Source organism: Oceaniserpentilla sp. 4NH20-0058 (assembly GCF_040371755.1).
Classification (GTDB): Bacteria; Pseudomonadota; Gammaproteobacteria; order Pseudomonadales; family Oceanobacteraceae; genus Bermanella.
Genome location: NZ_BAABWE010000005.1, coordinates 149449 through 164451, shown reverse-complemented (window position 1 = coordinate 164451; position 15003 = coordinate 149449). Strand labels below are relative to the sequence as shown.

General features: G+C 39.8%; 8 protein-coding genes. 3 read left to right on the top strand and 5 right to left on the bottom strand.

Features of this window, described 5'->3' with window-relative positions; genetic code table 11:
• Positions 1 to 984: an LLM class flavin-dependent oxidoreductase gene (locus tag ABWV45_RS08720; protein ID WP_353350714.1), complete on the bottom strand. Its 984-nt coding sequence runs from the start codon at positions 982 to 984 to the stop codon at positions 1 to 3.
• A gap of 168 nt (positions 985 to 1152) precedes the next feature.
• On the opposite strand from ABWV45_RS08720, the gene ABWV45_RS08715 reads away from it, so the two are divergent.
• Positions 1153 to 1515 carry a hypothetical protein gene (locus ABWV45_RS08715; protein ID WP_353350712.1) on the top strand — a complete coding sequence of 121 codons (363 nt, stop codon included), beginning with the start codon at positions 1153 to 1155 and terminating at the stop codon, positions 1513 to 1515.
• A gap of 24 nt (positions 1516 to 1539) precedes the next feature.
• Here the strand turns inward: ABWV45_RS08715 and ABWV45_RS08710 are convergent, their stop codons facing one another.
• From ABWV45_RS08710 to ABWV45_RS08695, 4 genes are all read right to left on the bottom strand, one after another.
• Positions 1540 to 3243 carry a DUF885 family protein gene (locus ABWV45_RS08710; RefSeq protein WP_353350710.1) on the bottom strand — a complete coding sequence of 568 codons (1704 nt, stop codon included), beginning with the start codon at positions 3241 to 3243 and terminating at the stop codon, positions 1540 to 1542.
• 115 nt (positions 3244 to 3358) lie between these two features.
• On the bottom strand, positions 3359 to 7312 hold the full coding sequence (gene fliD, locus ABWV45_RS08705; protein ID WP_353350708.1) for a flagellar filament capping protein FliD: 3954 nt from the start codon (positions 7310 to 7312) through the stop codon (positions 3359 to 3361).
• A gap of 211 nt (positions 7313 to 7523) precedes the next feature.
• The gene (locus ABWV45_RS08700) at positions 7524 to 7925 is read right to left on the bottom strand and encodes a flagellar protein FlaG (protein ID WP_353350706.1); all 402 of its coding nucleotides are present in this window, start codon (positions 7923 to 7925) and stop codon (positions 7524 to 7526) included.
• Positions 7926 to 8004: 79 nt separating this feature from the next.
• Positions 8005 to 11592 (bottom strand): flagellin N-terminal helical domain-containing protein, encoded by a 3588-nt coding sequence (locus tag ABWV45_RS08695; RefSeq protein WP_353350704.1) that lies wholly within the window; start codon positions 11590 to 11592, stop codon positions 8005 to 8007.
• 425 nt (positions 11593 to 12017) lie between these two features.
• Between ABWV45_RS08695 and ABWV45_RS08690 the strand changes: the two genes are divergently transcribed.
• Both ABWV45_RS08690 and ABWV45_RS08685 read left to right on the top strand, forming a co-directional pair.
• Positions 12018 to 14018, top strand: coding sequence for a 6-hydroxymethylpterin diphosphokinase MptE-like protein (locus ABWV45_RS08690; protein WP_353350703.1), 2001 nt, complete (start codon positions 12018 to 12020; stop codon positions 14016 to 14018).
• A complete protein-coding gene (locus ABWV45_RS08685) occupies positions 14018 to 14941 on the top strand; it encodes a hypothetical protein (RefSeq protein ID WP_353350701.1) in 924 nt (307 codons plus the stop codon). Before ABWV45_RS08690 ends, ABWV45_RS08685 begins: the two co-directional genes overlap by 1 nt.
• Positions 14942 to 15003 lie beyond the last annotated feature (62 nt).

Genomic DNA, 15003 nt, shown 5'->3' with positions numbered 1-15003 from the left:
TTATGACAACGCACTTTTTATTAATTCAAAGCTGCGTTTTCTATCCTTCAAATAAAACATATTAGTAACAATCATAATTTCATCTACAGCGAATCGCTGAGCAATGGAGGATATTTTGTTTTTCACTTCCTCTGGAGTACCAACCGCACGCAACTCATTCCGGCTGGAAATAAACTCAGTTAACTGAGGGGTAACAGGATAATTCTGAGCTTCATCAGGAGTTAATGGCGTACCATTGCTCTGTCCAGTTATAAAACGATAAAAGTTAATATCAAAAGTTAACTGTAACAGCTTAGCACGCTCGTGAGTATCGGCACAAAACACACTGATGGTTAACATGCTATAAGGCTTAGGCCAAAGCAAACTTGGCTGAAAATTTTCCCTATAAAAACGCATAAAACTTTCATGGGCTTGCGGATTAATAAACCCCGCTAAATTATAAGGTAGCCCTAGTCGGGCTGCTAATTGTGCGCTATCTGGGCTTGAGCCTAGCATCCATATTGGAATGTCCCCATTAGGTTTTGGGCTAAGTAAAGGTGTGGCAGTATCCTCCCATAAGTGCTCACCAAGCTGCTCCACTAAGCGAGGAAATGCAGAAAATTTTGGTTTTCCATCTGTCGCTAATGCTTTGGCTGTTTGCATATCGGTTCCGGGCGCTCGGCCAACCCCTAAGTCTATTCGATTTGGATATAAATTAGACAGCACTGAAAATGTTTCGGCTACTTTATACGCACTGTAGTGTGGAAGCATAATGCCACCAGAGCCAATTCTGATGCGACTGGTGGCAGCACCAATTGCGGCTAATAATACCTCGGGGGCTGAGCCTGCTATGGTAGGAAATGCATGATGTTCAGATACCCAAAACCGCTCATAACCTAATTCTTCACACCACTTAGCCATGCTGATTGTTTCTTGCAGGGCTTGGGGAGCTAAATTACGATTTTGTGCAAAAGATTGATCTAAAACGGATAACTTAAATGCCATATCACTACCTCCTAATTGCCAGCAAGATTACGGATAAAACCATGGCACCACAATCTATATATTTAAGATTATTCGTTCCACTTTTTATGATTAGCCTATTTACACGTAAGTTATGCAAAGTTAGATAAAATTAGCTAATATGGAGCGCCTGAACCACGGAGGACAGTCATGATTACCTACTTTTATTGGTTATTCATTTTAACCCTATGTTTAACGTCTCTTTATGTGATTGGTGTTCGCTTTAACCACTGGAAAGGTGCTGGTATCACCGCTGGTGCTATTTTTATATTAGGCAGCCTAGCGTATTTTTTTCATTTTCAGCAAATCTTTGTGAAACATTGGGGCGGGGTTATGACAATCAGTATGCCTGAAGGGCATTATCACATGATGTCCACTTGGAAAGAGGATAACTTATGGGTCGAAAGTTACGACCCTAAAAGCAATACCTGTCATTTTAGAGAGTATTCAAAAGGTGCCATGTTAGAAGGCAAAGTATTAATAAAAGACTGTAACCCTTTAATGGCAAAATAAACAAACGGGGCCATGCCCCGTTTTTTATAAATATCCTAAATGTGCATATACTTTACGTAAAGAATTTACGGGCATGCAACCTGATGTTAAATACACATCATGGAAGGCTTGATCTAATGCGGTTTCATTTAACTCTTTTTTATTTTTTTGTTTAATTTCATCCTTCAACTGCCAAACTAATTGATTACCGGTTAAATAGCTTAAAGGATAGCTTTGCTCGGTTGAATACCAATTCAATTCAGCCTGAACCCGACCGTCAGTAAAACCGGTTGCTTTTTTAAGCAGCTTAGCGGCGTTCACAAATACATCTTCGCTATCAAATGTTAAGTCTAACCCTACATCTAAATATTGTTTATTGCCCGTCATAAAATACAAATCAATGCCAACTCGTGCGACTAAACGGGACATTTCACGTTTAGCAATGAATCGTACTTCATCTACTAAGTCGGGCTGAATATAGCCTATGTCTAACATGTAATCTTCAAGCATTGTGGTCCAGCCTTCTGCATGTTCATTAGCAGAAAATATACGACGGACAAACGACGAATGTAGCGCCGCGGTTGCAAATTGAAGATGATGCCCCGGAATACCTTCATGTATCATCATGACGGGAATTCCTAGCTCTGAATGTTCAGCTAACTGATCATGCTTTAAGGTTAAATACACCAAGCTTGTTTTTTTCCCTTCACGTAATGCCAGTGGTGGCCACATGGCTCCCGCGGGGATCACTGGCTCAAGAAAACTAGGGGTCTGCATGATTTTCATGGTTTGGTCTTTAGGTATTTCAAATAGTTTATTTTTATTAATAAACCCTTGAATCGACTCAATCTGCTGAGTGTAATAATTTAAAACACTTGTAATATTGCCATCTGATATTTTTGCTGCGTACTTTTCATTTAGAAACTCGTGTAAATATTCTTGTGACGTAGATACAGGCAGGCTGTATTTTTTAGCCAGTTTGATCGTTAATTCATCCAGTAAATCATTTGTTTCAAGCATGAACGATTTTGCCATATCCGCTAACTGTTTAGGGGACTGGTGAATCTCGCGTAATTCAAGCAATTCTAATACTTTATCCTCCCCTATTATAAAATCATCAATGGTTTGTTTTTCTTTTAGAGTATTTATGTATTGCTCTATAGAGCTATTCGCTTTATTAATAGCCACATCCAATTCAGCAAGTTGTCCATAGTTTGTCTGTTGAGCCCAGTCTCTAATCGTTGTAAATAAGTCTGCAAGACCTTCACCTTGTTCAACTTCTATGTCACGCCAGCGGGTAATGGGTTCACTAATGACAGATAACTCTGTTTTTAAATAATCTGGGGCTTGTTTTAACCGTGACAATATATCATCTAAACGAGCTTGCTCAGTTCGCTCATCATTAACAAATAACTGAAAGATTCCGGCACTAATGCCATCAACACCGTTAGGTTTGCGGCATCGCTGTAATTGACCATTCTGGGTTAAATTATTAAAAAACAACATTTGGCCTAAATATCGAATCATCAAATCTAAATCTAATGATTCATCAAAACTTAGTGTTTCAGTTTTTTTCGTTTGAAGCATACTACTTAATAATGCTTGAGCTTGATTATTCGTTTTTTCTAACCCCTCTAAACTTGGATCACCTAATTGACCTAAAAACTGGGTTTCACCTAAGCCTATATTATTGTCAGGATCAGACAGCACAAATTCTTTAAATTGACTTTCTATTAAACTAAACGTCACGTTATTATCCAATTTTGAATAGTATTTATTGTAAAAGTAACTCATGGCATTTTTACTGGCAATAAAAAACCACTCATAGAGTGGTTAAAAATATGCACTTAATCTTCTTGATTGCTTATTTCGCATTAGCATTTGCCATGGCTTCAAATTGCTGCGTTAAAAAATTTTCTGTGGTTTTCAACGAGGCTATAATGCTGTCATTATATAAAAATTGAGCTTTTAGTCTGGCTTCGGTTGCTGAAATTCGGGCTTCAAAGCTTTCTCTATCTTCTGCTAATGTTTCATTTTGGCGATCCAGTGTATCAAATTTTGTTGCTAGGGTTCCTCTGTTTGGGTCTAATATATTTTGTAATAAATCTTTTAGTTGGTCAGCAATACCTGCAATATAGGTTACGCTCCCCCTATCACCAACATCTCCACCTTGCACCTTAACCCTTATGCCGCTGGCGTCATCAATATCGCCATTTTGAGCTTTACCTGTTTCGCCATCCCCTTGACCAACGGTGAAACCCAAAGCATCGGATGCGTCATTAGAAATATCTTTAATTAAGACTTTTGAGTTCACCCCTGTAGAAGATGAAATAATGCCGATGGTGCCAAATGCCGCTGAAGATACGTCACTGGTATAATCTACTTTTACAGATAAGCTTTCTGCTTTTATGGCTGGATTATTGTTAATGGCCTCTTCAATGGCTGTGGCCAGCGCAGTGCCTGTTGCATAGGTAGCCTGTGTAATAGAAATAACGGATTCAAAGCCGTCTAACTCAATGGTAAATGTGTCGTTGGTTGCATCAATGGTGACAGGGCCAGAAACTGCTTCGGTTTGTTCAGACACATAATAACCATTCGTTGCCGCTACGTTGCCATTTTGTGCGGTTAAGTATTGACCATTCCCTTTTGCAGCTACACCGTTGATTGTACCAGCTACATCTTGACCGGTATTTACGTCGTATTCCGTTCCATCTGCTTCGTGAATACCTAAGAAAGAAACCGCAGCTGAATCCACATTTGTAAATGCCACCGTCGTATTGTTGCCACCAATATTAATGGTCAAACCGCCTTGGTCGGTGTCTGAGTTATAATTATATTCAACAGCGGCGGTAATATCTGAGCCAAATTGAATTGCGTTATCCATACCTAATGCATCAAATCCGCCACTGAAAACCGTATCAACCCCCGGTAAACCTAAGGTTCCTTGAGCATTAGCATCTGCATTTTGAATTTCAATAGAAGCGGAACTACCAAACATGGCCGATGTTTTTACGCCATCACGGGAAACTGTTTCAAAATAAATTTGATCCGCACCGTCAAGTTTGGCAACAATATCACCTACTTCAAATTCACTGTTATTAAGAATGGATAAATCCAACGCTTGCTGGATGGCTTCTAATGAGTCGTCTTTGTCACCGCTGCTGGCATCGGTATTTACATCCACATTTAAAGTGACACCATCCACGACCAAGTCAAACGTGGCATTATTTGCTCCGCTAAAATCAATACCCCCGCCGATAACAGCCCCACCTGATGTGACTGCACCTTGGCCATCACTCACCACTTGAATGTATTGATCATGACCTGCCACATCGGTAACCAGTTCTAATCCATTACCTGTACCTAACTGTGCAGTCACCACTCCTGCGCCATAAGCCGCGTCTAATTTTGTTTGTATATCAACAATGTTATCGCCACTGTCTGCATCTAACAATATGGCTTGTTCGTTACCATTTACATTTAACGTAAAGCCCGCATTGGTTGTACTAAAATCAATATTGGTTGCAACGTCTCGCGTGCCTTCCGTTGTTGTGGCGCCGTATATTTGATCGGCTAAATTCACGTCCCCTGTTAAATCGGTGTTAATGGCCGTTTGAACTGCTGTGGCTAAATCATTCCCTGTTAAATAGGTTCCCGCTGGAATGCTCACCGTATTGGCACTTTCTGTACCGTTTAATTCGACCTGAAAATCTACATTGCTCGCAAAGGTTAAACCTGGATCTTTACCGTTAATTTGAGCACCATCAGTCGCATCTAAACCTAAAAGTAAATCTGATGTATTAGAACCGACTGCGGTGATCTCTATGGAATCAGAGGCACTTGGGGTTGTGGTGGTAAGCACTAATTTGCCTCCATCATCAAAACTGGCGATCACATCGCCATTTAAAGCGGTTGCATCAATAGCAGTTTGTATCGCTTGTAGGGTGTCTTTCCGATTACCAAAGTCACCATCGCCATTTAGATCAAGGCCTGCCGCATTTAAGTTAACGGTTACCGCTTCTGCTGCACCGCCATTTAAACTAACCGAAAAGGTTGCATTAGAGCTTGCGAAATCAATGCCTTCATCATCAGAAACGGTTCTGTTTGCCGGTAATGTTGAGGTGCCATAGCCGTTAAAATATTCGCTATTTAATGTGCTTAATTCAACACCATTAAATTCACCGCTGCCTAACGTATTAAAACCCAATGTGTTCGCAGTATTGGTATCTACCGATGTAAAATACACTTGAGATTTAGAACCATAAGAATTAGATGTAAAATCAAAAGAGTTATTAGCCCCGTTGTAATCCACGCTCACACTATAGGCTCTTTCTTTAATTGACTTAGTACTGTTTATTTGTGACTGTATTTCAGCCGCCAGCTCATCAGAAGTTGTATAACTGCCTTGGGTTAACGTTACACTGGCCGTGGTTCCATTTACATTTATTGAAAATTCATCATTCGAGTCATTGATTACAACCGGTGATAAAAAATCAAGTACACTGGCACTGCCACCTTCATAAGTACCTTGAGTTGCAATCTGCGTGATATTGATATCATAAGTACCGGGCTTTGTATTAATTGAATCATTTAAAAAGGTAATGCGATCATCGGTAACAGAGCCCTGATCAGCAAAAACACCGATTACCGCTTCACGACTTTCGTTTAACCCTTTTAAAAATAAACTTGCGTCAAATTTTAATTTGAAACTATCATTTTGATCGCTATATATACCTAATTCACTGAACGAGCGGAAATTGGTTCCTGTAATATCGCTAACCGTACTGGTTAATATACTTTTAATTTGGGTATTAATTGAGCGTAATGTGCTGTCACCTAGCAACAGGCTTCCTGTACTGGAATCTTCATCGTATTTGGTTAGATCTTTGTAAACATCCTGAAAGCTATTAAAGCCATCAATCATCGCTTGTACTTTTTCAGAGATACCAGCCACATCTGGCGCGACAGTTATACTGACATTAGTGCCAACATCTTCACCTTTTAAGCTTAATGTCACACCATCAATAACTTCTGAAATTTCGTTACTTGAACGGGTAATAGATAAACCATTTACATTTAACAGTGCATCTTCACCTTGCTGTGTTTCTGTTAAGTTGTTGGCTGGATTTTTTTGATTTTCATTATACGCAAACGCAGAAAGACCTGATGTAGCTAAAGCACCACTCGCGTCTTTGGCAATAATTTCCATACTATAGTCTTCACCTGTATCTTCACTGGTGAGCTGTAGCACATAACCACTGCCATCATTAACAATATTGGCACGTACTCCAAAATCTTCGTTATTGATAGCATCCCTTAGACCTTGAAGCGTGTTGTTACCTGAGGTGATTTCAATAGTAGCCGTACCTGCATCAGGGTTGGCCTCAAAACCATCATAGTTTGCCCCGTCATACGCAGTGGTGCCCAATGCAAACGTTAACGTGCCTAAACCTACCGCATCAGTAACACTGGTATACGATTGAGAGACTAATGAGTGAGCTTTGGCTGTGCGTTGTACTTCAACACTATAAGTGCCCGAAGGGGCTGACGAGGTTGCGGTCGCGGTTAAAATGGACTCGTCAGATGATTCAGCAGTGGTTGCACCCACGTTGCTACTATCTGATAAAGCGACAATAGTCTCAGAGAAATCATATAACTTACTTTGCACTTCACCATATGCCGATATTTTGGCATCAATAATACTTTGCTGTGTGTTTAGTCGTAACTCACCGGCTGCTTTATCAGCATTAATGATGTTTTCAACTAAATCACTGGTAAGAAGGTCTGACCCAATGCCTAGGGATTCAATAGCAGCCATGTAACCTCCGACAATCTAACACTCACATTAAGGGTTCACAAAAAGCAAAACCCGATACCCCATTTAACGGCGATATCAGGTAATACTTTAATGTTTAACTAAAAGATTTAGCTATTAAACGTCAACCTACTCATTCCTAAGTCTAGCCAACATTTTAATTGTTACCTTGTTCTTTTAGTCCTAGCTAATGTGATAGACCAAAATCAAACAATTAAACCTGCGCACTAAAAAGTAACGTTGGTTCTTCACTATTCAATTTCTTTGCCATTTCCAGCGCCGCCTCATTCGGAATCTGGCGAACCAGTTGTTCTGAATGTCGATCGTATACGCTGATCACTGTCTTTCCGCTGTCTTCATCAAGTCTAAAGTCTAAGTCTCGTTGTGTTTTCTGTACATACTCGTTTAACTTAGACACCGCCTCTTTTACCTCAACGCTCTTTGCTTCAGCTGCTGCAGTCGCGTCCTCATTTGGCAATTGCTTGCCGCTTGTGACTACTTCTGTTTCCGCTTTGGCGCTCACATCCGCTTTTGGCTTTTGTGATTGAACTTGAGGTGCTGAAGTGAGCGAGCCGGCAGTATTCACTGTCGTATTTTGCGCTTTAATTTCATTCATAATACACCTCTCATAAAGTTAGCTATCAGCTTACGCTGCCAACGGAAGGAGAATCCCTTCCGTTGGTTGACTACCTAACTTATCCGAGTAAAGAAAGCACCTGCTGTGGACCCTGGTTAGCCTGAGCAAGAATCGAGATACCAGCCTGTTGTAGCACCTGTGTACGCGATAGCTCTGCTGTTTCGGCCGCGAAATCCGCATCTTGAATACGAGAGTTTGCAGCTGCCAAGTTCTCAGAGGTAATGGCTAAGTTACTTACAGTTGATTCCATTCGGTTTTGAATCGCACCTAAGTCCGCACGTTGAGCCGCAATAGATTGCAGTGCGTTATCGATGGAGGTCAGCGCGGCTGTTGCTCCTTCGAAGGTTGAAATATCAATGTCCGTTAAGAACTGACCTTGAACCGCACCGCCGTAGCTACCTTCTGCTAAGCCTAGAGCCGCTAACTCATCCGCCCCTTCCGAGCCCGCAGCGAGAGTGAACTCACCAGCTGACTGAAGTGTGACAGTTGAATAGGTGGTTTCATAAGTCGCACTTTCAGCACTAATGCCTCGGTTAGTACCGGCTTGAGCCTCACCAAATGTCGATTCACCTATACCATCCACTGCTGCGTCTAAACCAAATATGGCACCAATTGACACATTTGAACCAGATTCATCATTTACGCCTATGGAGATATTTCGACCATCTTCGGCAGTTAAGGTTAGCGATACACCATTGTCGATCCCTTCTACACCGGTTTTACCCGCCACAGAGTTGATCACACTTAAGGCATCTGCTTTTGCGCGGTCAGTATCAATACTGCCTGCACCATCATCTTGAAGAGTAACCGTACCAGCTACATAACCATTGATGTAGATTTCCGCACTATCACCTACAGCGAATGAAGCTGTATCTACGTTTGTACCATCACCACCAACAACTTGAGTTGCATTTACGGTAGCGCTAACACCCGTTTCATCAGATACTTGATTGATTGCAGAGGCAATGGCGATACCAGAGCTTTCTTTTGAACTTGAAAGAATCTTAGTTCCGTCTGAAGCAAACTCAGCAGAGGCTTTATCCGCGTTGGTATCAGCCGCACCAATACTCACTCCGTTTATTAAAATATCGCCATTGTCGAGTCCGTTTACTCCAGCATATGCTGGCGTTTCATCATTACCAGCATAAAACTCACCACCAACGGTTGGATCGGCCAACGTCATGCTAACGGATTCACCATCTGATGATGAGAAAGCCAGTTTACCGGATAATTGCTGCTCTACGGCACCAATCAAGTTACCAGACACGTCTTCTTGTAGTGAACGGCCCTCTGCATCTGAAACCATGCCAAGGTTATTACCAGAGTGGTTACGGATATTCAGCACCATATTACCTGAGGCATCTATAGTCGCCGATACGTCAATATCTTCTGAGCTAAAGTCGGTTCCATTAAAGGCATCCGCTAATTCACTCATACTCACCGAACCATCTGCATCAGGGTCCGTGACAGATACCCCCACACCGCCAGTAGCATTACCGGATGTACCGATAAACAGGGTATCACCCACTTCTAAATTGTTAGCATCAAATGCAAGGGTAATATCTTCCCAAGCATTCACATTGTTACCTGTGTATGCTGTGTTAATTGCAGAAGCTAGATCATTTACAGTGGAGTTAGCGTTAACTGTAATACCAGATAGCGCCGTGTCGCCTACCGTCACATTTACCTGATTTGTACCAGTAGATGATAAAGCAGTATTACCAGTTACCGTATCAGCATAAGACGTACCAGCAAATAATTGACCTGTTGCAGCACCAGATTCGTCACCGGAAACGGTAATGGCTGGGCCACCAGCATCAGACACTTGATAAGCAATACGACCTGTTAATGTACGGTCACCATTGTTGGTTGCTGAATCCACGTTAACGGTTAATGCACCACCGGCACTCATCGTTATACCCGCACCCGTTGCCACACCAACTTTAACCTGCGTATCCCGTTGGTTATCTACGCGAACTGAAATTGCATCAGTTGCTTGGTTCAACTCTGCGGTTACCGTAAGACCAGCTGCAAAGGCGGTGGTATTTAACTGATCCGTTAAATATTGTAAACGCTCTGTAGTGGTATCGTATGCCGCATCAGCATCATTTGGTAACGAGATTGTCGCACTGCCTAGATACAAGGCATTAGTGTTACCTGTGGTAGTCGTCCATTCGTTAATAGTGAACTCAATACGCTCAAAAGCCGCTACACCAGACGCCGCATCAATTAAGCTTGCTGCTGAAGCTAAAGACGTGTCAGAAGCGACTGCTACAAACTGAGAGCCAGAACCATCATTCACTACAAAATGGTGAGCATTGGTTAATTCCGTCGCTGCTGCATCTGAAGCAACACTAATTGCACCACCAGCACCCAAAGAACCTGTGGTAATGACGGTGGCAGTATCACCAACATCTGCAAAGGTATTGGCTAAAGTACCATCATTTGCGATTGTGGCAGCCGTTAAAGTACTGGACTGAACTTCAGATACACTAGCCGCTTCACCTTTAGCATAAGTACCTGCAACTAAACCGGCATTGGCTAAATCGCCGTTCCCTGTACCATTACCACCTTGAATGACTATTTCTGCTACATCCGCATCGGCAACTAACGTATAACCACCTTCGTATGTCACTTGTGTGGCCGGAGTTGTTGCATCTAGCCCTAGGCCAGTACTTGCAGCCGTTAACGTTGAGTCAGCTGATAACGAAATATTGCGTCCGTCTTCAGCAATTAATTGAATACCACCTGCATCAGTCTCTGAGTTAATCGCCATTACCCCAGTTTGTTCTGAAACAGCATTTATGGCCTCAGTAATACCCGCTCGTGTTTGTACGGATGATACGGTTGTCGATAAACTAATATCCACCCCGTTTAACGTTAATGTACCACTGGTGGCAGCACCGGTCATTTCTGCACCGGAAACCACATTAGTATTTACATTAGCTTTAACACCTGTTTGATCATACTTAGCGTTAATCGCTTCCACTTTAGAAATGGCAGAAGCCGCTGCATTATCAGTTGATGAAGTATCATCACCAGCTTTAGAAGCGTCTATAGCAATCCCATTAATCGTTAAATCACCATTTGCCAGTGCATTTGAATTGCCCGTAGCAGAAAGACCTGCTGATGCAGCTGCACCAAGTTTTTCAGAGGTTAATTCAGCAATGCTTACATCAACTGTTTGACCAGCGTTTGCACCGATTTGGAATGTAGCTGAAAAGCTACCATCTAATAATTTACGACCGTTGAAATCAGTCTCTTCTGCAGTACGTGAAACCTCTGCTAATAATTGGCTAACTTCCGATTGTAGCGCGTCACGGTCAACATCTGAGTTTGTAGCGTTAGCAGACTGAACTGCCAGTTCACGAATACGCTGCAAGTTGTCATTCATTGTACCCAAGGCACCCTCAGCCGTTTGTGCTAGCGAGATACCATCCCCTGCGTTTCGTACTGCTACATTTAAGCCTCGGATTTGTGAGTTGAAGCGTGTCGATATTGCAAGACCAGCCGCATCGTCTTTCGCACTATTAATACGCAGACCCGAAGATAAACGTTGTAATGCAGTTTGATTGGCTGATTGTGACTTGTTTAAGTTGCGTTGCGCGTTTAGAGACGCAATATTCGTATTAATAATTTGAGGCATAACGGCTCTCCTTTCGTTTAAGAGGTCTAGGCCAGGCTATATACAAACCAAACGCCTAAATTACTTGTTCAAAATATATAACGGCCCTTAAAGAAGAAGCTTTAATTTTTTTTAATAATTAGATACACAATTATTAAAACAACATAAGAATGCAAAAAGTAAGCACGTATTGAGGATTATGTAGCTATTGAATGAACATGAAAATAAATCAGTGCCAAAAAAACGACATTTATCGTTAACCGTAATAATGATGATGTATCCATATGATTTAAATAATAAAATTTAAAAAACACGTATATCATTAGTGTTCAGTCAAACAGAATATTCCCTTGCAATATTTAAAATATTGACTAAGCAAAGAATATCATTCAATCATCATGTGGCCTAACTATTGCAATATAGCTTGGATGAAAAGGGAATGACGTATGAATGACGAAAACCATATAACCAAAACAAAAAATAAATTAGAGCAAAGGTTTAAAAACAACTCCGATTTTATAAAAAGAAAGATGCCTGTCGTTTATCAGCTAATCAATAAAGGAAAACCTAATTTAACACTAGATCCAAATACAGGAAGAATTGAACTATATAAAGACGGAAAAAGCATATATGAAATTGATGCTCTAACGTTTTCGATGAAAGAAGTCGCTCATTTTGAGTCATTAATGGATCAAACAGATTATCGAGTATCACCCACTAGCTTACCGTTAGCCCACCTCATTCAACCAGAGCCGTTTAAAAAAACCGTTCAAGAGTACGCAAAATCATATGTATTATCTAAATCGGAAAAACCTGCGTACTTAGATACCATTATATTTGGTATTGGTTTAGGTCATCACATTGAAATCCTGTGCAATAAACGGTTATTTCATCATCATACAATCATTGAAAAAGATGTAACTCAATTTATAGCAAGCCTTTACTGCGTAAATTGGGAAAACATCGTTAACAACATGACTCATTCTCAGAGTCTAACTATATTAGTGAAAGACCCTGAAGTGACTGATCAATTCTTTCACGATCAAATAAATCTTCACTTCACAAATATGTTTCCTGCCAATTTCAATGCAACAATGATTTATAACCACGCCAGACATTTACAGTATGAAGACTATAAGGAAATAAAAGAAAGTTTTGATAAATTTTCACATTTCTCACAAGTATCTTATGAAAAATTAGGTCCTGATTGTCAAAGGTTAATGAATGCTAATGAGAATTGTCGATTAAAAAAGCCAATTATAGATCTTAATAAAAGTAATATTTCAAATGAAGATATAAAAATTGCTATCGTAGGCGCTGGCCCTTCACTAGATGATTATATAATCAGCATAAAACAAAAAAGAGACAAGCTAATTATTATATCATGCGGCAGCTCACTGGAGTCATTACTTAAAAACGGAATCACGCCCGACTTCCATTTTGAACTCGAATTCTTGAACTTGGCTAGTTCCATGATAAAAGAGCTGAGTAAAGAGCACAAATTAAGTGACATCGATTTATTATGCAGTTTCGAAGGTAACCCTGGTTATTCAAAATACTTTAGAAATACTTTTCAATTTGTACAAGAAACAAATGAACTAGTTAATAATATAGATGCTAAATATATTCTTAGATTTGGTGGATTAACCTGTACTAATGGTGCCAGCGCACTTTTCACCCGTATATGTAAAAATGATATGTTATTTTTTGGAATGGATTTCGCATTTACTCATGGAGAACACCACGCAAAGGATAATATAAGTAATAAAACCGTTTTTAATGAAGAATTTAAAGCGTTTGAAGGGTTTGGAGAAAAATTAAAAAAAACCGGAGTACTAGAAGCCGAAGATGTTCATGGTGAAATATTAGCCACAAACCCGTCATTCAACTCAGCAAGATTTCTATTACAAAGAATGATATCTCTATCTAATAGTACATACTACAACTGCTCTAATGGTGCCAATATTGAAGGCAGTGAGTATCTAAGCGTAGAAGCGTTAAATTCAAAACTTGATGAGTCTCCCATAGTAAGCGAACGTTTTACACTCACAACCGATGTATTTGATAGCGATGAAATACATAACATAAGTAAATCTATACTTGAAACCAGTTTTGATGTAAGTCGCCAATATCTAGAAAATATCAAATTATTTAAAGATATCTCAAGAGAAGATGCCTGTATACGCATCATAAATATAGTAAAAAGTACTAATCTACAGTTAGTGAATCGTGTAGGGCAATCAAGAAGTATTATGAGTATAAATCGCCTGCCATTATTACTGTTATTCAATAGTATCAACCACTGTAGTAATGATTTTTACCAATCATTATTGGATACTTGGATAAGCGATTATGAATCTTACCTTGATTATATTCATAAAAAACTGTTTACCCCATTTGAAAAAAATGATTTTTACATTAGAGAAGAATGGTTAGATAGCTTTTAATGAATACAATTACACTAGACGAATCATTACATGATCAGCTAGATTTAAAAGAGCTTTGTAAGCCTAATTATAAAAATCACGCTGAATTGTACTCACCAAATGATAATTATGGGTTTGCTTATTATGTAAAGCAATATGCTAACTACCCTATTGAAAAGCCTATCAATGCTATTTTACCACATGGTATCTATTTTCAAGACAAGGTAGTTGCCAAAAGTGAACTGAATAGTCCGATGAATTCAGTATTATGCTACCCACCCTTTATTAAAAAGGCTTGGAAAAAATCATCCTCAAAAAAGACTTTGATTGATTTTTCATCCCCAATACATTACTCCATTCGTCTATATGAAAATGAGTACGAGAAATCTAAGGCATTAGGGTCAATCGTCATGTTGCCCCACCGAACAAAAGTAATGTCCATAAAATATGACTATGAACAATTATTATTAAAAATTGATCAATTACCCGATTTTATGAAGCCTGTAACCATCTGTATTCATTGGTTAGACGTGGGAACAGAACTTGAACACCAATTAAGAGCGCAAGGCTTCAATATTGTTTGCGCAGGGCATTTTACCGATTATCGTTTTATTCATCGCTGGCTTCATCTAGTTAAACAGCATAAAGTTGTGATTGGTGTAGGGCTGGGAAGCTCATTATTCTACAGTATTGTGTGTGGTACTCCTTATTACCACATGGATTTAGATATTAATTATGATATGAGTGCCATGACGAATATCTTCAATAAAAAAACAACCGAATTATCGCCAGAAAGTAAAAGAAAAGTAGAAAATTTAAAATCTATATTCTCAAAACCCTCTGAAGTCATTACCGATCAACAAAAACAAATTGTCGATTGGTTTACCCAAAAGCAATCCATGCTCACACCCAAAAACCTATATACTCAGCTGGATCAACTATAAATCATCAATATCTTTAAATTATTTGTGTATTTAATAATGATATGGCAGGTAAACTGATCCTA